This is a genomic window from Pseudomonas sp. URMO17WK12:I9 (assembly GCF_900230165.1).
Classification (GTDB): Bacteria; Pseudomonadota; Gammaproteobacteria; order Pseudomonadales; family Pseudomonadaceae; genus Aquipseudomonas; species Aquipseudomonas fulva.
On the sequence record NZ_OCMQ01000005.1, the window covers coordinates 215,191 to 236,854 of the forward strand.

The following is a 21,664-nucleotide window of genomic DNA, read 5'->3' on the forward strand; positions in this document are numbered from 1 at the left end:
CAAACGTGAACCAGCCTGCTCCCCCCGTCACCGCCACCACCGTGAGCCCCCGCACCCGCAGCATTGCGCAGATCACCGTGCTGTTCCTGATCCTGATCCTCTCGATCATTCTGCTGTTCGCCAATTTCGCCTACCTCAACACCCAGTCCAACTACGACAAGCAGTACATCGGCCATGCCGGCGAGCTGCGCGTGCTGTCCCAGCGCATTGCCAAGAACGCCACTGAAGCGGCTGCCGGCAAGGGTGTGGCCTTCAGGCTGCTGTCCGATGCGCGCAACGACTTCGAGCGTCGCTGGGGCTACCTGCGCGAAGGCGACAAGGCCACTGGCCTGCCCGCAGCGCCACCCTCGGTGCGCGAAGAAATGGAAGCGGTGCGCGATGACTGGGAGAGCCTGCGCAAGAGCACCGACACCATCCTGGCCAGCGAACAGACCGTGCTGTCCTTGCACCAGGTGGCGGCAACCCTGGCCGAAACCGTCCCGCAGTTGCAGGTCGAATACGAAAAAGTGGTCGAAATTCTGCTGCAAAGTGGCGCCCCGGCCAGCCAGGTCGCCGTGGCTCAGCGCCAACTGCTGTTGGCCGAACGTATCCTGGGGTCGGTCAATACCGTACTGGCCGGCGATGCGGCGGCGGCGCAGGCCGCCGATGCCTTCGGCCGTGATGCCGGCCGCTTCGGCCAGGTGCTCGAGGGCATGCTCAAGGGCGACGCTGGCATTGGCGTTACCCGTGTCGAGGACGCCGATGCCAGGGCGCGGCTGGCGGAAATCGCCGAGCTGTTCCAGTTCGTGGCCGGCTCGGTCGATGAAATTCTCGAAACCTCGCCGGAGCTGTTCCGGGTGCGGGAGGCGGCCGGCAGCATCTTCAGCCTGTCGCAGACCTTGCTCGAGGAAGCCTCGCACCTGGCCAACGGGTTCGAAAACCTGGCCAGCGGGCGCACGCTCGATACCGTTGGGGGGTATGCACTGGGCTTGTTGGCGCTGGCCTCGATCATCCTCATCGGCCTGGTCATGGTGCGCACCACCAACCGTCAGTTGCGTGAGACCGCCGAAAAGAACGAACGCAACCAGCAGGCGATCATGCGCCTGCTCGATGAAATCGAAGAGTTGGCAGATGGCGACCTGACGGTGACCGTGTCGGTGACCGAAGACTTCACCGGCGCCATTGCCGACTCCATCAACTATTCCGTTGACCAATTGCGCGACCTGGTCGCCACCATCAACCACAGCGCGGTGCAGGTCGCCTCGGCGGTGCAGGATACGCAGAACACGGCCCGCCAGTTGGCCAAGGCATCCGAGCAACAGGCCGAGCAGATCAGCGAGGCCTCCGAGGCAGTCGGGGACATGGTCGAGTCGATCGACCGTGTTTCGGCCCATGCCTACGAGTCGGCCAAGGTCGCCGAGCGGTCCGTGGCCATTGCCAACAAGGGCAATGAGGTGGTGCACAACACCATCGATGGCATGAACAACATTCGCGAGCAGATCCAGGACACCGCCAAGCGCATCAAGCGCCTGGGCGAATCGTCCCAGGAGATCGGCGATATCGTGAGCCTGATCGACGACATTGCCGACCAGACCAATATCCTGGCCTTGAACGCCGCGATCCAGGCCTCGCTGGCGGGTGAGGCAGGGCGGGGGTTCGCCGTGGTCGCGGACGAGGTCCAGCGCCTGGCCGAGCGCTCGTCCTCTGCCACGCGGCAGATCGAAGCCCTGGTGCGGACCATTCAGGCCGACACCAACGAAGCGGTCATTTCCATGGAACAGACCACGGCCGAAGTCGTGCGCGGCGCCAGGCTGGCGCAGGACGCCGGCGTGGCGCTGGCTGAGATCGAAGGGGTTTCGCAGAACCTTGCCGACCTTATCCACAGCATTTCCGATGCGGCCCAATTGCAGACGTCCTCGGCGGGGCAGATCTCACACACCATGGCCGTCATCCAGCAGATCACCGCCCAGACGTCCGCAGGTTCCAGCGCCACCGCCGACAGCATTCGTCACCTTGCGCGCATGGCCAGCGAGATGCGTCGTTCGGTCTCCGGATTCACCCTGCCGGCACCTGCCGAGCCCCATTGAGAAATGCCCATGTCCACGCCCATGCCCGGCCCCATTGCTGGCCCTGCCCGCCACGATACCGTGGGCCTGGCCTGGACCAAGGCTGCCCTGCTCGATTGCCTGGGGCAGGGGCGCCAGGCGCTGGAACGTTTTGCCGGCGAGCCTGAAGACCTGTCGTTACTCACCTTCGTGGCGGACAACCTGCACCAGGTACACGGTTGCCTGGTGATGCTGGAGTTGCCTGGGGCAACGCGCCTTGCCCAGGAGCTGGAGATGCTCGTGACCGACCTGGCCAACGGTAAGGTCACCCCGCGAGGCGACTGCCTGGGCGCGTTGTTCAAGGGCCTGGAGCTGTTGCCTTCCTACCTGGAACGTCTGCGCGGTGCACGCCATGACTTGCCACTGGTGATGTTGCCGCTCCTGAACCAGCTGCGTGCCTGCCGGGGCGCGGAACCGGTGGTTCATGGCCGCCTGCTCGGCAGTGCAGGCCAGCGTCTGGCAGGTGCCCAGGACCTGGCGAACCTTGACGTGTCATTGGGCAACTGGCGCGAGCAGTTGCAGGCTGGGGAGGGCCGCGACGCGCTAAGGTCGGTAGTGGCGGCATTGTGTGACGACCTCATGCGCATCAAGGACCGCCTGGACCAGTTCGTGCGCAGCGACCGGCAGCACAATGAACAACTGGAGGTGTTGCTCGCGCCCCTGCGCCACGTGGCCGATACCCTGGCCGTGCTGGGTTTCCAGCAGCCGCGTCGGGTCATCATCGATCAAGTGATGACGCTGCAAGGGCTGGCCGAGGGCGATCGGGCCGTGGATGACGCGGTGCTGATGGATGTGGCGGGGGCCTTGTTGTACGTGGAAGCCACGCTCAACGGCATGGTCGGGCCACTCGAAGAAGGGGGGGAGCCAGGCCTGCCGGGCGCCGATGTCGCCGAGATTCGCCTGGTCGTGCTGCGAGAGTCGCTGAACGTGTTGCAGCAGGCCAAGGACCTGATGGGCGATTGCCTGGAGTCGGGCTGGCCCCGTCAGCACCTGCAGGCCTTGCCAGGCTTGCTCCAGCAGGTGCGCGGCGCCCTGGCCATGCTGATGTTGCCGGCCGCTGCCGAGGTGTTCGCGCGCTGCACGGTGTTTGTCCAGGGCTGGGTACAACAGGCGCAGGCCGACCCCTCGTCCGAGGAACTGACGCTGCTGGCCGAAGCCTTGAGCGCTGGCGAATGCTATCTACAATGGCGCGTGGCCGACCCACTGGCCGACGCTCAGCGCTTCATCGTCATGGCTCGCGAGCGCCTGGGGGCGTTGGGCGTGCACTGTTCCACCGTTGAAGAGCATGCCGATCTGGAAGAGGCGGATGGCCTTCAGGACGAATTGCGTGGCGTATTCATCGAAGAAGCCCAAGCATTGCTTCAGGACATTGAGCGGCACTGGTTGACTTGGCGTGCCGACCACCAGCAGCACAACGCGCTGATCGAAGTGCATAGGGCATTGCATACGCTCAAGGGCGCAGGCCGCCTGGTGCATGCCCAGGCGTTGGCAGAGCTGGCCTGGGCCGCCGAGCACTTGCTCAACCGTGTGCTTGCCGGCCGCAACGTGCTTGGTGCGGACGGGCAGATGGCGCTTGAGCAAGCGTTCGCGCAACTGCCCGAGGTGCTCGCCGACTTCGCCGCGGGGCACCTGCCGCATGTGAGCGCCGTACAGCAACTGGTGGGCCACCTGCATGCCCTTGCCGAGCGCGACCTGCCAGCCGCGGCCAGCGCGCAGGGGCTCGACCCGCAGTTACTGGACATCTTCCGTGGCGAGGCCCAAGGCCACCTGGCCAGCCTCGACGGGTTCCTGGCAAATGCCCAGCACGGCGTCCCTGTAGACGACGCCCTGCAGCGGGCCTTGCACACCCTCAAGGGCAGTGCGGCCATGGCCGGAGTTGTGCCCATCGCCGAACTTGCCACCGTGTTCGACCGACTGGTGCGCGAGTACAAGGCGCACGACCTGCTGCTCGATGAAACGGAGCTGCACTGGCTCAAGTCCGCCGCCTCGATGTTCGGGCAGGGCCTGGCGCAGTTATCCACCACCCCGTTCGAGCCACTGCCTGGTGCGGCCCAATTGATCGAGCAGGTCGAGTTGGCCATCGATACGCGCATCGCCGCCCTGGGCGGCGATGCGCATGCCTCGACCGGCAACGCCCGCGACCCGCAACAGGTCGCAGCTTTCCTGTCGCAAGCCATGGATCGTTTGCTGGACGCCGAGTCGTTGCTGGCCGACTGGCAGCGGCGCCCGGCTCAACGGGCGGCCTTGGAGACACTGCTCGATGACATGACCGAGCTTGCCCATGCCGCCCATTCGGCCGATCTGTGGCAGGTCGATGAGGTGTGCGAAGCCTTGCTGGACCTGTACGGTGCAGTGGAGGAGGGCAGCCTGCCTGCCGATGCGCAGTTCTTCACCCATGCCCAGCACGCCCACGAGGCGCTGCTGGACATGCTCGACGAGCTGGCTGCCGGCCAGGACGTCGTCCCGCGTACGCCGCTGGTGGCTCGCCTGCGCGAACTTCAGGGGCAAGGGCTTGCACCCGATGCCACCGGGCGCGTGGGCCTCGACAGCGTCACACCGCTGCACCCGGACATGGACGTGCAACTGATCGACACGCCAGCCCCAGACCTGGCCCTCGACCCCGCGCCAGTGCCGCCGTCACAAGCTCCGGAAAGCGCCGGGGAAGAGCTGATGGAGGTTTTCCTCGAAGAAAGCTCGGACATCGTCGAGAGCGCCGCTGCAGCGCTGGCGCGATGGCAGGCCGACCCGCGCAGCACGGTGGAGGTGGACAACCTGATGCGCGACCTGCACACCCTCAAAGGGGTGGCACGCATGGTCGAAATCGGCCCCATCGGTGACCTGGCCCATGAGCTGGAATTTTTGTACGAGTTGCTCGCGGCAGGGCGCCTGCCACCGAGCGGGGCCCTGTTCTCGCTGTTGCAGAACTGCCACGACCGCCTGGCGCACATGCTCGATGCGGTGCGCCTGGGGCAACCGCTGCACGCCGCCACGGCGCTGATCGATTACATCCGCAACTTCAGCAGCGCAGGCCTGACCGACAGCGCGGCCGGCACCAGCCCGGTCGAAACTGCCGCCAGCGAAGGTCCGGCAGTAACCCCCGAGCGAGTGCCGGGGGACATGGTCAAGGTCGATGCCGAATTGCTGGACGACCTGGGCAACCTGGCCGGTGAGCACTCGATCATCCGTGGACGCATCGAGCAGCAGGTCAATGACGCCCAGTTCACCCTCAACGAAATGGAAACCACGCTCGAGCGCATGCGTGACCAGCTGCTGCGCCTGGATATCGAAACTCAGGGGCGGATCTCCAGCCGCCAGCAGCTGGAGGGCGATGTCTATGAAGACTTCGACCCACTGGAAATGGACCGCCACTCCCAGCTGCAGCAGTTGTCGCGGGCGCTGTTCGAGTCGGCCTCGGACCTGCTGGACCTGAAGGAAACCATGGCCCAGCGCGCCCAGGAAGCCTACGGCCTGCTCCAGCAGCAGGCGCGGGTCAACAGTCAGCTTCAGGAAGGCCTGACGGCAACGTTGATGGTGCCTTTCGAACGCCTGGTGCCGCGCTTGCAGCGCGTGGTGCGGCAGGTGGCGAGCGAGCTGGGCAAGCAGGTCGAGCTGGTGGTGGGCAACGCCGAGGGCGAGCTGGACCGCAGTGTGCTGGAACGCATGGTGGCGCCGCTTGAACACATGTTGCGCAATGCCGTCGACCATGGCCTGGAAAGCCGCGAAGCCCGATTGGCTGCGGGTAAGCCTGAGCAGGGCACGATCCACCTGAACCTGCTGCACGAGGGGGCGGACATCGTCATCGAGATGACCGACGATGGCGCCGGCGTACCCCTACAAGCCGTCCGACTCAAGGCGATCAAGCGCGGCCTGCTCGACCCGCAGGCACAGCTGAGCGACCACGAGATACTGCAGTTCATCCTCAGGCCGGGCTTTTCCACGGCCGAAAAGATCACGCAGATCTCAGGGCGAGGCCTGGGCATGGACGTGGTCCACGAGGAGGTCAAGCAGTTGGGCGGCTCGATGACCATCGAGTCGGCCCAGGGCAAAGGGGCGCGTTTTCAGATTCGCCTGCCGTTCACGGTGTCGATCAACCGCGCGCTGATGGTGCACCTGGTCGACGAGCAGTACGCCATCCCGCTCAACACCATCGAAGGCATCGTGAGGGTACCGCCCGCTGAGCTGGCAGGTTGCTACGAGCAGGAGCCGCCGCGCTACACCTACGCAGGCCATCAGTACCAGCTGCGCTACCTGGGCGAGCTGGTGCAGGGCGCGCCGCGTCCTACGCTGCTGGGCCAGAGCGTGCCGCTGCCCTTGTTGCTGGTGCATTCACAGGAGCAGTCGTTCGCCATTCAGGTCGACAGCCTGTCGCCCAGCCGGGAGATCGTGGTCAAAAGCCTGGGCCCGCAGTTTGCGGCCGTTGCCGGCCTGTCGGGTGCAACGCTGCTGGGGGATGGGCGCGTCGTGTTGATTCTCGACCTGTTGGGGCAATTGCGTGGCCAGCAACGGCGGCTTGCTCGTTTGCCTGGAGGCACGCCGCGTGGGTTGCTGCCGGCAGCGACCCCGGACCGCACCTTGCTGGTGATGGTGGTAGACGATTCGGTCACGGTGCGCAAGGTCACCAGCCGCCTGCTTGAGCGCCATGGCATGAGCGTGATCACCGCCAAGGACGGGGTGGATGCCATGGCGGTGCTGGAAGGGCACCGGCCCGATGTGTTGCTGCTGGATATCGAAATGCCGCGCATGGACGGTTTCGAAGTGGCGACCCGCATTCGTCAGGACGCCCGCCTCAAGGCGCTGCCCATCATCATGATCACCTCGCGTACGGGGCACAAGCACCGCGACCGAGCCATGGCCATCGGGGTCAACGAATACCTCGGCAAGCCTTATCAGGAGTCGGTCTTGCTGCACAGCATCCTCCGGTGGAGCCAGTCCCATGCTTGAACTGATAGCCGGGCAGCGCAGCAGCCTTACCGGGCTGTTGCTGCCATTGGGCGACCGTACGTTGGTGCTGCCCAATGTGGCCGTAGCCGAACTCAGTGGGCTGCGCAATGTAGCGTGTCAGCGCGGTGACCTGCCCTGGCACCTGGGCTGGGTCGACTGGCGCCAGCAGCGCTTGCCCCTGATCGGCTTCGAAGCGGCCTGTGACAGCCATACGCCCTGTGGAGAACGGGCCCGTGTGGTGGTGCTCAACGCACTGGGCGACACGGGGTTGCGTTACCTGGCCTTGTTGCTGCAAGACATACCGCGCTCGTGCAAGCTCGACAGCCAGCTCAACTACGTTGACGTGGCGTTGGCACCCCTTGAGTTGGCCGCTGTCCAGGTAGGGGATCAGGTGGCGCGCGTGCCTGACCTGGTCGGGCTCGAGCGCCTGGTCAGGGACGCACAGCGCAGCGGCAGGCTGCAAACGCCGGGTTAGAGCGTGCCGCCGGTACGCGTCGAGTGTCGTGGCTGAAACTAGCTGGGTTTCGAAAGGTCTTTAAGTGCATGTATTACGGTGAACGCTTCAATGCCTGGACCCACTTGGTGGGTGCGTTGCTGGCAGGCCTCGGTGCCCTCTGGCTGATCATCGGCGCCATCTTGCAGGGGGACCCCTGGAAGATCGTCAGTTTCTCCATCTACGGTGGCACGCTGCTGTTGCTGTACAGCATTTCCACGCTGTATCACAGCACGCGAGGGCGGGCGAAGGTGATCATGCGCAAGCTCGATCACCTCTCCATCTACCTGCTGATCGCCGGGAGCTACACGCCCTTCTGCCTGATCAGCCTGCGCGGGCCCTGGGGCTGGAGCCTGTTCGGCATCGTCTGGGGGCTGGCCGTACTGGGCATGTTGCAGGAAATCAAGCCCCGCTCCGAAGCACGCGTCTTGTCCATCGTGATCTACGCCGTGATGGGCTGGATCGTGCTGGTCGCGGTCAACCCGTTGCTGGAGGCGCTGGGTACGGCCGGTTTTGCCTGGTTGGCCGCAGGGGGCGTGTTCTACACCGTGGGCATCATATTTTTCGCATTCGACCGGCGCTTTCGCCACTGGCATGGCATCTGGCACCTGTTCGTGATTGCCGGCAGCCTGATGCATTTCGTGGCAGTGTCGCACTACGTGCGCTGATGAACCCAGCCTGTGAGCAGCCTCTGCTCCCCTGAGAAGGCTTAGAAATCGCCCCAGAGCTGTTGCGCCACCGAAAGGGCTACCACCGGCGCAGTTTCAGTGCGCAATACCCGCGGGCCAAGGCGCGCTGCATGAAAGCCCGCTGCCTTGGCCTGTTCGACCTCGGGTTCGCTCAAGCCGCCTTCGGGACCGATCAGAAAAGCCAGGCTTGCCGGTCTGGCATGGCTGACCAGCGGTTCGGCCACCGGGTGCAACACCAGCTTGAGCTGCGCCTGGGTTGCGGCCAGCCACTCAGTCAAGGTGATGGGTGGGTGGATGATCGGCAGGCTGGAGCGGCCACACTGTTCGCAGGCGCTGATCGCCACTTGCCGCCAGTGGGCCAGGCGTTTGTCGGCACGCTCGTCCTTCAGGCGCACCTCGCACCGCTCGCTGACGATCGGGGTGATTTCATTGGCGCCCAGCTCAGTGGCTTTCTGGATGGCCCAGTCCATACGCTCGCCCCGCGACAGCCCTTGACCCAGGTGCACCTGCAGGGGGGAATCGGCCTGGCCAGCGAATGCCTGGTCCAGGCTCACACGCACGGCCTTCTTGCCCACCTCCAGCAACTGCCCACGGTATTCCTGGCCGCTGCCGTCGAACAGCTGCACGGGGTCACCCGCCGCCATGCGCAATACGCGGCCGATGTAGTGGGCCTGTGCCTCGGGCAGGTCGTGTTCCCCAAGGCTCAGGGTAGCGTCGATGAAAAAGCGGGACAGTCTCATGGGTAAGCTCTGAAAAGGTAAGGACAACCGGAAGGCCCGCGCTGGCATGACGCATGCGCAGCGCAGGTTCCGGCGCGGTCGAAGGCCTGGCCTTCGCCCCGTAATCAGCCCGGATCGCGAAAATCCGGGTGGAAGGTGCTGGGCACCGTCACGCAGGTGCTGTCGCGGGTGGCGATGTCGATGCCTTCGCTGGCCACTTCGGCCAGGAAGTCGATCTGTTCGGGCGTGATGATATACGGTGGCAGGAAATACACCACACTGCCCAGCGGACGCAGCAGCGCGCCACGGGTCAGGGCATGCTCGAACACTTTAAGGCCGCGTCGCGCCTGCCAGGGGTAGGGCACTTTGCCGGCTTTGTCCTGGACCATTTCGATGGCCAGGACCATGCCGGTCTGGCGAATCTCGGCCACGTGGGCATGGTCGGCCAGATGCGCGGTGGCGGTGGCCATGCGCGTGGCCAGCGCCTTGTTGGCCTCGATCACGTTGTCCTGCTCGAAGATGTCGAGGGTGGCCAATGCGGCCGCGCACGCCAGTGGGTTACCCGTGTAGCTGTGCGAATGCAGGAACGCGCGCAAGGTGCGGTAGTCGTCATAGAACGCCTGGTACACCTTGTCGGTGGTCAGGCAGGCGGCCAGGGGCAGATACCCCCCGGTCAGGGCCTTGGACAGGCACAGGAAGTCCGGGCGAATACCTGCCTGCTCGCAGGCGAACATCGTGCCCGTACGACCGAAGCCAACCGCGATCTCGTCATGGATCAGGTGCACGTCGTAGCGATCGCAGGCTTCGCGCAAAAGCTTGAGATAGACCGGATGGTACATGCGCATGCCACCGGCGCCCTGGATCAACGGCTCGATGATGACCGCGCTGATCGAGGCATGATGCTCGGCCAAGGTCTGCTCCATGACTTGGAACAGGGTGCGCGAATGCGCCTCCCAACTGACGCCCTCCGGACGCAGGTAGCAATCGGGGCTTGGGACTTTCAGGGTGTCGAGCAGCAACGCCTTGTAGGTTTCGGTGAACAGCGGGACATCACCGACGGACATGGCCGCGATGGTTTCACCGTGATAGCTGTTGGTCAGGGTGACGAACCGCTTCTTGTCCGGCTTGCCGACGTTCTGCCAGTAGTGGAAGCTCATCTTCAGCGCCACTTCGATGCACGAGGAGCCATTGTCGGCGTAGAACACCCGGTCGAGCCCAGTCGGTGTCATGGCCACCAGGCGTTCGGACAGCTCGATCACAGGCTGGTGGCTAAAGCCTGCCAGAATCACGTGCTCAAGCTGGTCGACCTGCTCCTTGATGCGCTGATTGATACGCGGGTTGGCATGGCCGAACACGTTGACCCACCAGCTGCTCACGGCATCCAGGTAGCGCCGGCCCTCGAAATCCTCGAGCCACACGCCTTCCCCGCGCTTGATCGGTATCAGCGGCAGTTGCTCGTGGTCTTTCATCTGGGTGCAGGGGTGCCAGAGGACCTTGAGGTCGCGCTGCATCCACTGATCATTGAGGCCCATGAGCATTTCTCCTGGCTTGGCGGCGTGGGGGCGTAAGCCTAAGCAATGGCACGGGTGAGAACAACCCGCCAGAAAATGTCATTTAGCCAGACCACTTGATGTCACTACGCTGGCAGCCCTGGCAGCGGTGACGTATTCTAGCGCCTCTCTCGGGGCATCCCGCCTCTCTCTGTTTTCTGCAACCTTTGACTCGGAGTTCGCCAACATGGCTGCTGCTTGGGTGCGCCTGTGCGCGTTGGTATTGATTGGTGTTTCCAGCGGTGCCGCGCTGGCGAGTGACAAGATGCCCACGGCAATCGTCGTGGGTGGCGGCATGGCAGGCCTGACCGCAGCTTATGAGCTGCAGAACAAGGGCTGGCAGGTGACCTTGCTCGAAGCCAAGGCAGGCATGGGCGGCCGCTCGGGCCTGGCCACCAGCGAATGGATCGGCAATACCAAGGCGCAGCCTGTACTCAACCAGTACGTTGATCGCTTCAAGCTCGACACGCTGCCAGCGCCGGAATTCGTGCGCACCCCTGGCTACCTGATCGATGGCGAGTATTTCAGCGCCGCAGACCTGGCCCTCAAGCAGCCGGCCACGGCCGAAGCCCTCAAGCGCTACGAGAAAACCCTGGACGACCTGGCCCGTTCGATCGACGATCCGCTCAACCCCCAGGCGACCAGCACCCTGTTCGCCCTGGACCAGATCAACGTATCCTCCTGGCTGGACAAGTTGCAGCTGCCTGCCACCGCCCGTCAGCTGGTCAACCAGCAGATCCGCAGCCGCTACGACGAGCCATCGCGCTTGTCGCTGTTGTATTTCGCTCAGCAGAACCGCGTCTACCGTGACGTGAGCGACCGTGACCTGCGTGCAGCGCGGCTTCCTGGCGGCAGCCCGGTGTTGGCGCAGGCATTCGTCAAGCAACTGAAGACCATCAAGACCGACTCGCCGGTAAGTGCAATCGTTCAGGACAAGGATGGCGTCACCGTGAAAGTCGGCAGCGTGGGTTATCGCGCCGATTACGTGGTGATGGCCGTGCCCCTGCGCGCACTGGCCAAGATCCAGATGACACCTGGCCTGGATAACCAGCATGTGGCGGCGCTCAAGGGCACCAACTACGGCTGGCGCGACCAGGTCATGCTCAAGTTCAAGAAACCGGTGTGGGAAAGCCGGGCGCGCATGTCGGGCGAGATCTTCAGCAATACCGGCCTGGGCATGTTGTGGATCGAGCCGGCCCTCAAGGGCGGTGCCAATGTGGTGATCAACCTTTCCGGCGACAACGCCCGCCTGCTGCAGGCCTTTGGCGACAAGCAAATGGTCGACCAGGTGCTCATTCGCCTGCACACCTTCTATCCTCAGGCCCGCGGCGCCTTCACCGGCTATGAAGTCAAGCGCTACAGCGCCGATGCCGGCACCGGGGGTGCCTACCTGGCCTATGGACCTGGCCAGATCAGCAAGTACTGGCGTCTTTGGGAGCGCCCGGTGCAACGCATCGCGTTTGCCGGTGAGCACACCGATGCCCTGTACCCAGGCACGCTTGAAGGCGCACTGCGTAGCGGTCAACGGGCTGCCGGCCAAGTGCAGGACCTGCTGGCCGGCAAGTCGTTCGACCCAGTCAAGGCCGTGCCGGCTGCCGCGACAGCCGCAGCAGGTGCGGCAGCGGCCAAGAGCAAGGGCAATTTCTTCACCAACCTCTTCGGCGGCGCGTCCAACAAAGACAAGGCAGGCGACCAAGCGCCGGCCAAGCCTGAGGCCCAATCAACCGACGCGACGGGTCAGAAGAAGCCAGGGTTCTTCGCTCGGCTGTTCGGCGCCAAGGAAACCCCAGCGCCAGAGCCTCAACCGGCGGCAAAGGCCGCTGACGTAGCACCTGTAGCACCCCCCGTCGCGCAGCCTGCAGCGCAAGCGCCACAACAGGCACCGGCCAGCCCGGCGCCCGCCGTCAAGGCAGCACCCACCAAGGCAGCAGCCACCAAGGCCGCCCCGGTCAAGCAGGCGCCGGCCCACAAGCCAGCGGCCAAATCGGCCCACAAGCCAGCTCACAAGCCTGCCGACAGCAAAAAAGCGGCTACCAAGCCGGCGCCAGCCAAGAAGTCTTTGACCGATAGCCAGGCCAAAGCGAGCTGATACCGCCGGCCTGCCCGGCACCGCCCCGGCGGCGCCTAACCGCAGGGCTCAGCCACTCGACTGAGCCCTGTGCCATGCGCATTGATCGAAGCGCTCGCTGCCTGATATCGGCGTTAACGTTTCCTTAATAGCCTTCTATGAAAATTGCTATCGGATTTGTTGATAATCCAAAGCAAGTTTTTCCGCTTTTATTCGATACGTTTGACGCTAGTCTTTGCATAGCTTTCACGGGGAAGAACGCCAACATGCAAGTGCGCAATTCATCTTCACGTTACGGCGCTGTCAGCATTCTCATGCACTGGGGCGTGGCGCTGACCGTCTTCAGTCTTTTCGGCCTCGGGTTGTGGATGGTCGGGCTCGACTACTATGACCCATGGCGCAAGGCCGGCCCAGACCTGCATAAAAGCATTGGTCTGATGCTGCTGGCGGTGATGCTGTTGCGCGTGCTGTGGCGTTTTGTGAGCCCGCCGCCGCCGGCACTTGCCAGTTATGGCCCGCTCACCCGATTGGGTGCCAAGCTGGGGCATCTGGCCCTGTACCTGGGGTTGTTCGCCGTGATGATTGCCGGTTACCTGATTTCCACCGCCGACGGCGTGGGGATCCCGGTGTTTGGCCTGTTCGAGGTGCCTGCCCTGGTCAGCAATCTGCCAGACCAGGCGGATCTGGCCGGTGTCATCCACCTGTGGCTGGCGTGGGGGGTGGTGGTTTTTGCGGGGTTGCATGCCCTGGCCGCACTCAAGCACCATTTCATCGACCGTGACGCGACCCTCATGCGTATGCTGGGCCGCAAAGCTTGACGCTCAACCTCAATCGCAAAGGAAGGAAGTAACGATGTTGAAAAAGACTTTTGCCGCTCTGGCGCTCGGTACTGCTCTGTTCTCCGCTGGCCAGGCCATGGCAGCCGAGTACAAGATCGACAAGGAAGGCCAGCACGCTTTCGTGGACTGGAAGATCAGCCACCTGGGCTACAGCTTCATTCACGGTACGTTCAAGGATTTCGACGGTAACTTCACGTGGGACAGTGCCAAGCCTGAAGCCAGCAAGATCAGTGTCGACCTGAAAACCGCCAGCCTGTGGTCGAACCACGCCGAGCGTGACAAGCACATTGCCAGCCCCGACTTCCTGGACGTTAAGAAGTATCCGGATGCCAAGTTCGTGTCCACCAGCGTCAAGTCCACCGGTGACAAGACCGCTGACGTCATGGGTGACCTGACCCTGCACGGCGTGACCAAGCCGGTGACTTTCAAGGCCACCTTCAACGGTGAAGGCAAGGACCCATGGGGCGGTGAGCGCGCTGGCTTCAATGCCACCACCACCTTGAACCTGAATGACTTCGGCATCAAAGGCCCAGGCCCAACCTCGCAGACGCTGGATCTGGATATCAGTGTCGAAGGCGTGAAGCAGAAGTAATACGTGTCAGCCGAATGAAAAACGGGGCCGCTTGCGGCCCCGTTTTCGTTTACGACCCCTTGCGGGTCAGCAGTGCCGGGCGTTCGCCCCGCGGACGGCTTGGTAGATCGTCCAACTGCTCGGGGGTCGGATAACGGTCCAGCTTGGATTCCTTGCGGATGATCACAGGCTGATGCTGTGGCTGGCGCGTGTTGCCTACGGCCGGTTCCTGGCGGGCAGCTGCGTCACGCGGTGGGCGACCACCACGCGCGCCGCCGTCACGACGAGCAGTGCCGCCATTATTGGCACGAGGCGGGCGTTTCTCACCACCGCCAGTACGGGGTTGACCGTTGTTGCGGCCTTGACCACCGGCATTGGTACGCGGCGTACCTCCTTGCGGTTGACTACCATTACCGGCTGGGCGACGGTTGCGGCCTTGGCCCTTGCCATTCTGGTACGGGCTCACGTAGTCAGCCCGGTTACCGAAGTTATCCACATCGTCATCCAGAAACTCTTCCGGATCGCGGTTGGGCTGCATGGCCGGAGGGGTCGCGTTGCTGGCCTGTTGCTGACGAGGCTTCTTGTCACGTGGCTTGCGCGGCTGTTGCTGCCTGTCGCCGGACTTTTCCTTGTCAGCGGGTTTGTCCGCAGCCTGCTGGCGGGTTTTGCCCTTGTCCTTGCCCTTATCCTTGCGGCCACCGTTGGCGTCCTTGCTGCCCTCGCCGCGGGCCTGCTGACCACGACCGCCACGGCCATTGGGCTGCTGGCGTTCGCGGACTTCAGGCTTCTCGGCCTCGACCTGGCTGGCATCGAAGCCCATCAGGTCGCCGTCAGCGATCTTCTGACGGGTCACGCGCTCGATACTCTTGAGCAGTTTCTCCTCGTCAGGTGCCACCAGGGAAATGGCCTCGCCAGAGCGACCGGCGCGGCCAGTACGGCCAATGCGGTGCACGTAATCTTCTTCGACGTTGGGCAGCTCGAAGTTGACGACGTGGGGCAGTTGGTCGATGTCCAGGCCACGGGCGGCGATGTCGGTGGCGACCAGCACGCGAATGTTGTTGGCCTTGAAGTCAGCCAAGGCCTTGGTGCGTGCGTTCTGGCTCTTGTTGCCATGGATGGCTGCGGCAGTCAGGCCGTGCTTTTCCAGGTACTCGGCCAGGCGGTTGGCGCCATGCTTGGTACGGGTGAAGACCAGTACCTGCTCCCACGCACCCAGGGTGATCAAGTGCGCCAGCAGGGCACGCTTGTGGCTGGCCGGCAGGCGGTAGACACGCTGCTCGATGCGCTCGACGGTGGTGTTTGGCGGGGTGACCTCGATGCGCTCCGGGTTGTGCAGGAGCTTGTCGGCAAGGTCAGTGATGTCCTTGGAGAACGTGGCCGAGAACAACAGGTTCTGGCGTTTGGCAGGCAGGCGGGCCAGCACTTTCTTGACGTCGTGGATGAAGCCCATGTCGAGCATGCGGTCAGCTTCATCCAATACCAGAATTTCTACATGGGCCAGGTCGACCTTGCCTTGACCGGCCAGATCGAGCAGGCGACCAGGGCAGGCAACCAGGACGTCGACGCCCTTGGCAATGGCCTGCACCTGCGGGTTCATGCCGACGCCGCCGAAGACGCACGCACTGACCAGCGGCAGGTCGCGGGCATACAGCTTGAAGCTGTCGTGCACCTGGGCCGCCAGTTCGCGGGTAGGGGTCAGTACCAGGACCCGTGGCTGACGGGGGCCATGGCGCTGGGATTTGTCCGGGTGACCTGCCGGGAACAGACGTTCGAGAATCGGCAGGGCGAAACCGCCGGTCTTACCGGTACCGGTCTGTGCGGCGACCATCAGGTCGCGGCCTTGCAACACGGCGGGAACTGCCCGCTGTTGCACGGGGGTCGGCTGGGTATAGCCCGCGGCTTCAATGGCGCGGACAAGAGCCTCGGAGAGACCGAGGGAAGCAAAGGACATGGGCAATCCTGTTCTCGTGTGGGCTGGGCCCGTAGGGATGTTCTGCCTGGCGCGACGGGCATCGGCATGATGCGATCGCGTCCGGTCCAGCTGGGCTTTCACTGCACATCCGGGAAACGGAGGGCTGACGCCAGAGTGCGTCGATGCCGATCGGGATGCCTGTTGCGAGGCCGAGCGTCCGGGCGTGAGCCGGGCGGGAAGGCCCGAGTATAACAGAGCTAGCGCGCTGTGCTGCTTTCCTGCTGCTCAACGGCGTTCGCAAGGTTCTCAGGGTCGTGTGTGTAGTGGTCCATGATGGCCGCGTAGGCCGGTTCCTGCTTGAATCGCCGCAGTTCCTCGGCAAAGGCCTGGGCCAGTACCTCACGCCCAGGCTTGCGGGCCAGGCCCAGGTACTGGGGCTGGCGACTGACGACAAGCGGCAAGGCTTCGATCTGCTGCTCCAGACCCATGAGCCGGATGACATGCAGGCCGACCCTGCGGTCGGTAATCGCAAGGTCTATGCGCCCCAGCGCCAGCTTGCCAAAGTTCGCTTCATGGGTCGGCGCCGCTTCGCGCTTGAAGAAGGTAGCCTCATTGAACGCCGCACTGTAGTTGTAGCCTGGCGAGGTGCCCACGGTCAGGCCGGCCAGCGCATCCAGGCTCGATACCTCATGGCGGCGAGCCTTGGTCTGGAACAGGATCAACTCGGCCGTGGACATGGGTTCCGGGACATACAGCAAATAAGGGTGGCGGGACTCGACCTGGAAGACATCCATGATGCCGTCGGCCTGGCCCTGCTCGATCATTGCCAGGCACCGCTTGAAGGGCATGAACTGCCATTGGACCTCGTACCCAAGACGACGCAATACCTCGGTCGTGACCTCGTAGTCGATGCCACGCGGCTGGCCGTTTTGCTGGTAGACATAGGGTGCCCAGTCATCGCTTACCAGGCGCAAGCGCTCGCCCAGCGCGAACGGGCTGAGGCAAAAAAGCAGCAGGATCCAGATCAGACGGGCGGAGATTGGCATGCCCGGAGATTACGCGCTCGGCCAGGTCAAGACCAGTGCCGGATTGGGCGAGGCAGGGCGCCGCAGGTGGGGCCTGCGACACGTGCGTATGAACCAGGCGCCGGTCAGCTACCAGCACGTGGTCCATCGGGCTTCAACGAGACGGCTGGAGGTTGTTCCAGATTGCCATGCTCGGTTCTGCCTGGTTCAAGGTGTAGAAGTGCAGGCTCGGTGCACCGCCTTGCAGCAGCTCCTCGCACATGCGGGTGATGACTTCTTCACCGAAGGCCTGGATGCTGGCCGTATCGTCCGCATAGGCTTCGAGCTGTTTGCGAATCCAGCGTGGAATTTCGGCGCCGCAAGCGTCGGAGAAACGCGCCAGCTTGCTGTAGTTGGTGATCGGCATGATGCCGGGCACCACGGGGATGTCCACGCCCAGCTTCTGGGCTCGCTCGACGAAGTAGAAGTAGCTGTCGGCGTTGAAGAAGTACTGGGTGATGGCGCTGTCGGCACCGGCCTTGACCTTGTGCGCGAAATTGGCCAGATCGGCTTCGAAGTTGCGTGCCTGTGGATGCATCTCGGGGTAGGCGGCGACTTCGAGGTGGAAATGGTCACCCGTTTCCTGACGGATGAACTCGACCAGGTCACTGGCATAACGCAGCTCGCCACTGGCCATGCCCATGCCCGAAGGCAGGTCACCGCGCAGTGCGACGATACGCTTGATGCCGACTTGCTTGTACTCGGCCAGCAGCGCGCGCAACTCGGCCTTGGTATCGCCTACGCACGAGAGGTGGGGCGCAGCCGGCACCTGCACTTGGCTTTCCAGCTGCAATACCGTGTTGAGCGTGCGGTCGCGGGTGGAACCGCCGGCGCCGTAGGTGCAGGAGAAGAAGTCAGGGTTGCAGGCGGCCAACTGGCGCGCCACGCCCATCAGCTTTTCATGACCTGCGTCGGTTTTGGTCGGGAAGAACTCGAAACTGTAACGGCGTTCTTGTGACATCACTCGTTCCTCTAACAGCAAGCCCAAAGCTGCAAGCTGCAAGTAGAAGCCAGGTCGGTGATGGCCGACCTGGCCTGGCATCGTTCACGTTTCTTTCAGGCGTGCACTTCAAGCGGCAATGCCACGGTCTGGCACTGCCTGGCGCTTGAAGCGTACCGATCAGTAACGGTAGGCGTCTGGCTTGAACGGGCCTTCAACGGTTACGCCGATGTAGTCGGCCTGCTGCTTGGTCAACTGGGTGACCACGCCGCCGAAACCGCGGACCATTTCCAGGGCCACTTCTTCGTCGAGCTTCTTGGGCAGCACTTCGACCGTCAGGCGCTCGGCTTTCTTCTCGGCCGACAGGTCGGCGTACTTCTGCTCGAACAGGAAGATCTGTGCCAGGACCTGGTTGGCGAAGGAGCCATCCATGATGCGGCTTGGGTGGCCAGTGGCGTTGCCCAGGTTGACCAGGCGGCCTTCGGCCAGCAGGATCAGGTAGTCGTCGTTCTGAGGATCGAAGCTGCCGGCGCCGGTACGGTGGATCTTGTGCACCTGCGGCTTGACCTCTTCCCATGCCCAGTTCTTGCGCATGAAGGCCGTGTCGATTTCGTTGTCGAAGTGACCGATGTTGCAGACAACGGCACGCTTTTTCAGGGCCTTGAGCATGTTGGCGTCGCAGACGTTCACGTTACCGGTGGTGGTGACGATCAGGTCTATCTTGCCCAGCAGCGCCTTGTCGACACTGGCTTCGGTGCCATCGTTCAGGCCATCGAGGAAGGGCGATACCACTTCGAAACCGTCCATGCACGCCTGCATCGCGCAGATGGGGTCGACTTCGGTAACCTTGACGATCATGCCTTCCTGACGCAGCGACTGAGCCGAGCCCTTGCCCACGTCACCGTAGCCGATCACCAGGGCCTGCTTGCCCGACAGCAGGTGGTCGGTACCGCGCTTGATGGCATCGTTCAGGCTGTGACGGCAGCCGTACTTGTTGTCGTTCTTGCTCTTGGTGACCGAGTCGTTGACGTTGATGGCCGGAACCTTCAGCTCGCCTTTGGCCAGCATGTCCAGCAGGCGGTGCACGCCGGTGGTGGTTTCTTCGGTCACGCCGTGGACGCGCTCGAGCACCTGTGGGTACTTCTTGTGCAGCAGTTCGGTCAGGTCGCCACCGTCGTCCAGGACCATGTTGGCGTCCCAGGGCTGGCCGTCCTTGAGGATGGTCTGCTCCAGGCACCATTCGTATTCCTGCTCGGTTTCACCCTTCCAGGCGAAGACCGGGATACCGGCGGCTGCGATGGAGGCGGCGGCCTGGTCCTGGGTGGAGAAGATGTTGCACGACGACCAGCGCACTTCGGCACCCAGGGCGACCAGGGTTTCGATCAGCACGGCAGTCTGGATGGTCATGTGGATGCAGCCCAGGATCTTGGCACCCTTGAGCGGTTGCTCGGCCTGGTACTTGCGGCGCAGGCCCATCAGCGCAGGCATTTCCGATTCGGCGATGATGGTTTCGCGACGGCCCCAGGCGGCCAGGGAGATGTCGGCAACTTTGAAATCGGTAAAACCAGCAGGCATGTTTGCAGCGCTCATCAGAGCCTCCATTCGTAGTGTGCGAATGGGCGCCGTTGTGCGTTGAGCGTCCGCGGGAGCGGACAACGCCCCATCCGAGCCTGACAGGTCGAGCCTGCTGCAGCGCCCCTCGGACAGGTGGCGGGCATGGCGCCGCTGTGGACGGCCATGTAAAACGGCCACGATTATAGCCGGGTGCGGCACCATCCCCAAGGTTTTCTGTCGATTAATCGAGACGATAGTCGATGTTGGGTGGAGCGGCGCTGGCCGCTCTGCCATCATCGTTTTACGCAAGCCAGGATGCTCAGGAGTCCCGATGAACTTCCACACCCGCAAATGGGTTAAACCCGAAGACCTCAACCCCAACGGCACGCTGTTCGGTGGCAGCCTGCTGCGCTGGATCGACGAGGAAGCGGCCATCTATGCCATCGTGCAGCTGGGTAACCAGCGCGTGGTGACCAAGTACATGTCCGAAATCAATTTCGTCAGTGCCTCGCGCAAGGGCGACATCATCGAACTGGGCATCACCGCCACCGAGTTCGGCCGCACCTCGATCACGCTGCGCTGCGAAGTGCGCAACAAGATCACGCGCAAGAGCATCCTGACCGTCGAACGCATGGTCTTCGTGAACCTGGGCGAGGACGGGCTGCCTGCGCCCCACGGGCGTACCGAAATCAAGTACGTGCAGGACCAGTTCCCCGACTCCGCCGTGGAGTGACGGTCTGGGGGCTGCAGGGTGCAGCCCCGCTTCTTTCAGGGTTGTACGCTGACCCTGCGTACCACCTTGCCGATGCTCAGGCCCTGCACCAGGATCGAGGACAGCACCACGATGTAGGTGATCGACAGCAGCAGGTCACGCTCTTCACCCAAAGGCAACGACAGCGCCAGGGCTACCGATACTCCACCACGCAGGCCACCCCAGGTCAGCACCCGCACCGTGCCCTTGGGCACCGGGCGCCAACGCCGCAGCAACACGATGGCCGGCGCCACGGTCAGCAGGCGCGAGAGCAGCACGGCCAGCGCCAATACACTGCCGGCGGCCATGTGCAGCCAGTTGAAAGGCAGCAACAGCAGCTCCAGGCCGATCAACGCGAACAGCAGCGCGTTGAGCATATCGTCGATCAACTCCCAGAAACCGTCCATGTAGCGACGGGTCATGTCGTTCATCGCCAGGTTGCGCCCCAGGTTGCCGATGATCAGGCCCGCCACCACCATCGCGATAGGGGCCGAGACGTGCAACTCATAGCACATCGCCGAGCCACCGATCACCAGCGCCAGGGTCAGCATGACCTCGACCTGGTATTGCTCCACACTCTTGATCATGCGGTAGGTGGCGTAGCCGATCACACCGCCAAACAGCACGCCACCGATGGCCTCGCGAACGAACAGCAGCGCCGTGTCGGCGATGCTCGGGGTTTCACCGAGCTGGATGATGCCCAGCAGCACGGTGAAGACCACAACGGCAGTACCGTCGTTGAACAGCGACTCGCCGACGATGGTGGTCTTCAGGGGTTTAGGAGCATTGGCCGTACGCAGGGCGCCCAACACCGCAATCGGGTCGGTCGGCGAGATGAGCGCGCCGAACAGCAGGCAGTAGATCAGCGGCACCTGCCAGCCGAACATCGCGAACACCCAGTGCGACAGGTAGCCGATGACCACGGTGGCGATCAGCACGCCCACGGTCGCCAGCAGGCCGATGGGCCAGCGGTAGCTGCGCAGGTCGGACAAGTTCACGTGCAAGGCACCGGCGAACAGCAGGAACGCCAGCATCCAGTGCATCAGCAGGTCATTGAAGTCGATCTGGTTCATCAGCGCTTCGACGCGGGCTTCCAGGCCAGGAAAGCCGATCAGGCTCAATGCCTGAAGCATGAGCGAGAACAGCAAGGCCGTGACCATCACGCCGATCGCAGGTGGCAGGCCGATGAATCGGTAGTTCACATAGGTGAGAAGGGTGGTAAGGCAGATAAACGCGGCAACTAATTCAAGCATCCCGATTCCTGTAACAGTGGCTTCCAAGTCGTCACCCGAATGACTCGGGCAGCTCTTTGATGACCTGACGAGGGGTTCGGGGCACAGGGTTTGACCGATTTTGCATTAATCGTTCCCATTAGCGCCCTGCCAAAGGCGGTGGGCGGGCTGTAACAGGGGGTGGCGAGGCCGCTTCGTGATTGACGCGCTCACCTGGCCAGGGCTTATAGTCTGCGTCCGGTAACCCCTTGAGGACC

The 21,664-nt window shown here is 63.5% G+C and carries 15 protein-coding genes and 1 riboswitch; of the genes, 8 read left to right on the top strand and 7 right to left on the bottom strand.

Annotation, left to right across the window (positions count from 1 at the left end; all coding sequences use genetic code 11):
* The first annotated feature begins 41 nt into the window (after positions 1-41).
* The 4 genes from CRP40_RS12985 (at position 42) to CRP40_RS13000 (ending at position 8,186) form a co-directional block, all read left to right on the top strand.
* Positions 42-2,066 (top strand): methyl-accepting chemotaxis protein, encoded by a 2,025-nt coding sequence (locus CRP40_RS12985; RefSeq protein ID WP_225806697.1) that lies wholly within the window; start codon positions 42-44, stop codon positions 2,064-2,066.
* Positions 2,067-2,075: 9 nt separating this feature from the next.
* On the top strand, positions 2,076-7,025 hold the full coding sequence (locus CRP40_RS12990; protein WP_027914032.1) for an Hpt domain-containing protein: 4,950 nt from the start codon (positions 2,076-2,078) through the stop codon (positions 7,023-7,025).
* Complete coding sequence (locus CRP40_RS12995; protein ID WP_023532942.1) at positions 7,018-7,500, top strand: chemotaxis protein CheW; 483 nt, start codon at positions 7,018-7,020, stop codon at positions 7,498-7,500. Before CRP40_RS12990 ends, CRP40_RS12995 begins: the two co-directional genes overlap by 8 nt.
* A 68-nt stretch (positions 7,501-7,568) precedes the next feature.
* Positions 7,569-8,186 (top strand): hemolysin III family protein, encoded by a 618-nt coding sequence (locus CRP40_RS13000; RefSeq protein ID WP_027914031.1) that lies wholly within the window; start codon positions 7,569-7,571, stop codon positions 8,184-8,186.
* Positions 8,187-8,227: 41 nt separating this feature from the next.
* Here the strand turns inward: CRP40_RS13000 and CRP40_RS13005 are convergent, their stop codons facing one another.
* Positions 8,228-8,947 carry a 16S rRNA (uracil(1498)-N(3))-methyltransferase gene (locus tag CRP40_RS13005; protein WP_027914030.1) on the bottom strand — a complete coding sequence of 240 codons (720 nt, stop codon included), beginning with the start codon at positions 8,945-8,947 and terminating at the stop codon, positions 8,228-8,230.
* Between the two features lie 104 nt (positions 8,948-9,051).
* Positions 9,052-10,458 (bottom strand): adenosylmethionine--8-amino-7-oxononanoate transaminase, encoded by a 1,407-nt coding sequence (locus CRP40_RS13010; protein WP_027914029.1) that lies wholly within the window; start codon positions 10,456-10,458, stop codon positions 9,052-9,054.
* 205 nt (positions 10,459-10,663) lie between these two features.
* Here CRP40_RS13010 and CRP40_RS13015 point away from each other — a divergent pair, with 205 nt between their 5' ends.
* From CRP40_RS13015 to CRP40_RS13025, 3 genes are all read left to right on the top strand, one after another.
* Positions 10,664-12,565, top strand: a complete 1,902-nt coding sequence (locus tag CRP40_RS13015; RefSeq protein ID WP_027914028.1) for a flavin monoamine oxidase family protein — start codon at positions 10,664-10,666, stop codon at positions 12,563-12,565.
* 245 nt (positions 12,566-12,810) lie between these two features.
* The gene (locus CRP40_RS13020) at positions 12,811-13,362 is read left to right on the top strand and encodes a cytochrome b (RefSeq protein WP_027914027.1); all 552 of its coding nucleotides are present in this window, start codon (positions 12,811-12,813) and stop codon (positions 13,360-13,362) included.
* A 34-nt stretch (positions 13,363-13,396) separates the two neighbouring features.
* Positions 13,397-13,975, top strand: coding sequence for a YceI family protein (locus CRP40_RS13025; RefSeq protein WP_027914026.1), 579 nt, complete (start codon positions 13,397-13,399; stop codon positions 13,973-13,975).
* Positions 13,976-14,024: 49 nt separating this feature from the next.
* Here CRP40_RS13025 and CRP40_RS13030 read toward each other — a convergent pair whose 3' ends face one another.
* The 4 genes from CRP40_RS13030 to ahcY all read right to left on the bottom strand — a co-directional run bounded on the left by CRP40_RS13030 (position 14,025) and on the right by ahcY (position 19,460).
* The gene (locus CRP40_RS13030; RefSeq protein ID WP_027914025.1) at positions 14,025-15,905 is read right to left on the bottom strand and encodes a DEAD/DEAH box helicase; all 1,881 of its coding nucleotides are present in this window, start codon (positions 15,903-15,905) and stop codon (positions 14,025-14,027) included.
* Positions 15,906-16,123: 218 nt separating this feature from the next.
* On the bottom strand, positions 16,124-16,912 hold the full coding sequence (locus tag CRP40_RS13035) for a transporter substrate-binding domain-containing protein (protein ID WP_027914024.1): 789 nt from the start codon (positions 16,910-16,912) through the stop codon (positions 16,124-16,126).
* A 133-nt stretch (positions 16,913-17,045) separates the two neighbouring features.
* Positions 17,046-17,891, bottom strand: a complete 846-nt coding sequence (metF, locus tag CRP40_RS13040) for a methylenetetrahydrofolate reductase [NAD(P)H] (protein WP_027914023.1) — start codon at positions 17,889-17,891, stop codon at positions 17,046-17,048.
* 159 nt (positions 17,892-18,050) lie between these two features.
* Positions 18,051-19,460, bottom strand: a complete 1,410-nt coding sequence (ahcY, locus tag CRP40_RS13045; protein ID WP_027914022.1) for an adenosylhomocysteinase — start codon at positions 19,458-19,460, stop codon at positions 18,051-18,053.
* 20 nt (positions 19,461-19,480) lie between these two features.
* A riboswitch (S-adenosyl-L-homocysteine riboswitch) is annotated at positions 19,481-19,577 on the bottom strand.
* A gap of 178 nt (positions 19,578-19,755) precedes the next feature.
* On the opposite strand from ahcY, the gene CRP40_RS13050 reads away from it, so the two are divergent.
* Entirely contained in the window at positions 19,756-20,157 is a 402-nt protein-coding gene (locus CRP40_RS13050; protein WP_023533000.1) for a hotdog domain-containing protein, read from the top strand.
* 35 nt (positions 20,158-20,192) lie between these two features.
* Here the strand turns inward: CRP40_RS13050 and CRP40_RS13055 are convergent, their stop codons facing one another.
* Positions 20,193-21,428: a sodium:proton antiporter gene (locus CRP40_RS13055; protein ID WP_027914021.1), complete on the bottom strand. Its 1,236-nt coding sequence runs from the start codon at positions 21,426-21,428 to the stop codon at positions 20,193-20,195.
* Positions 21,429-21,664 lie beyond the last annotated feature (236 nt).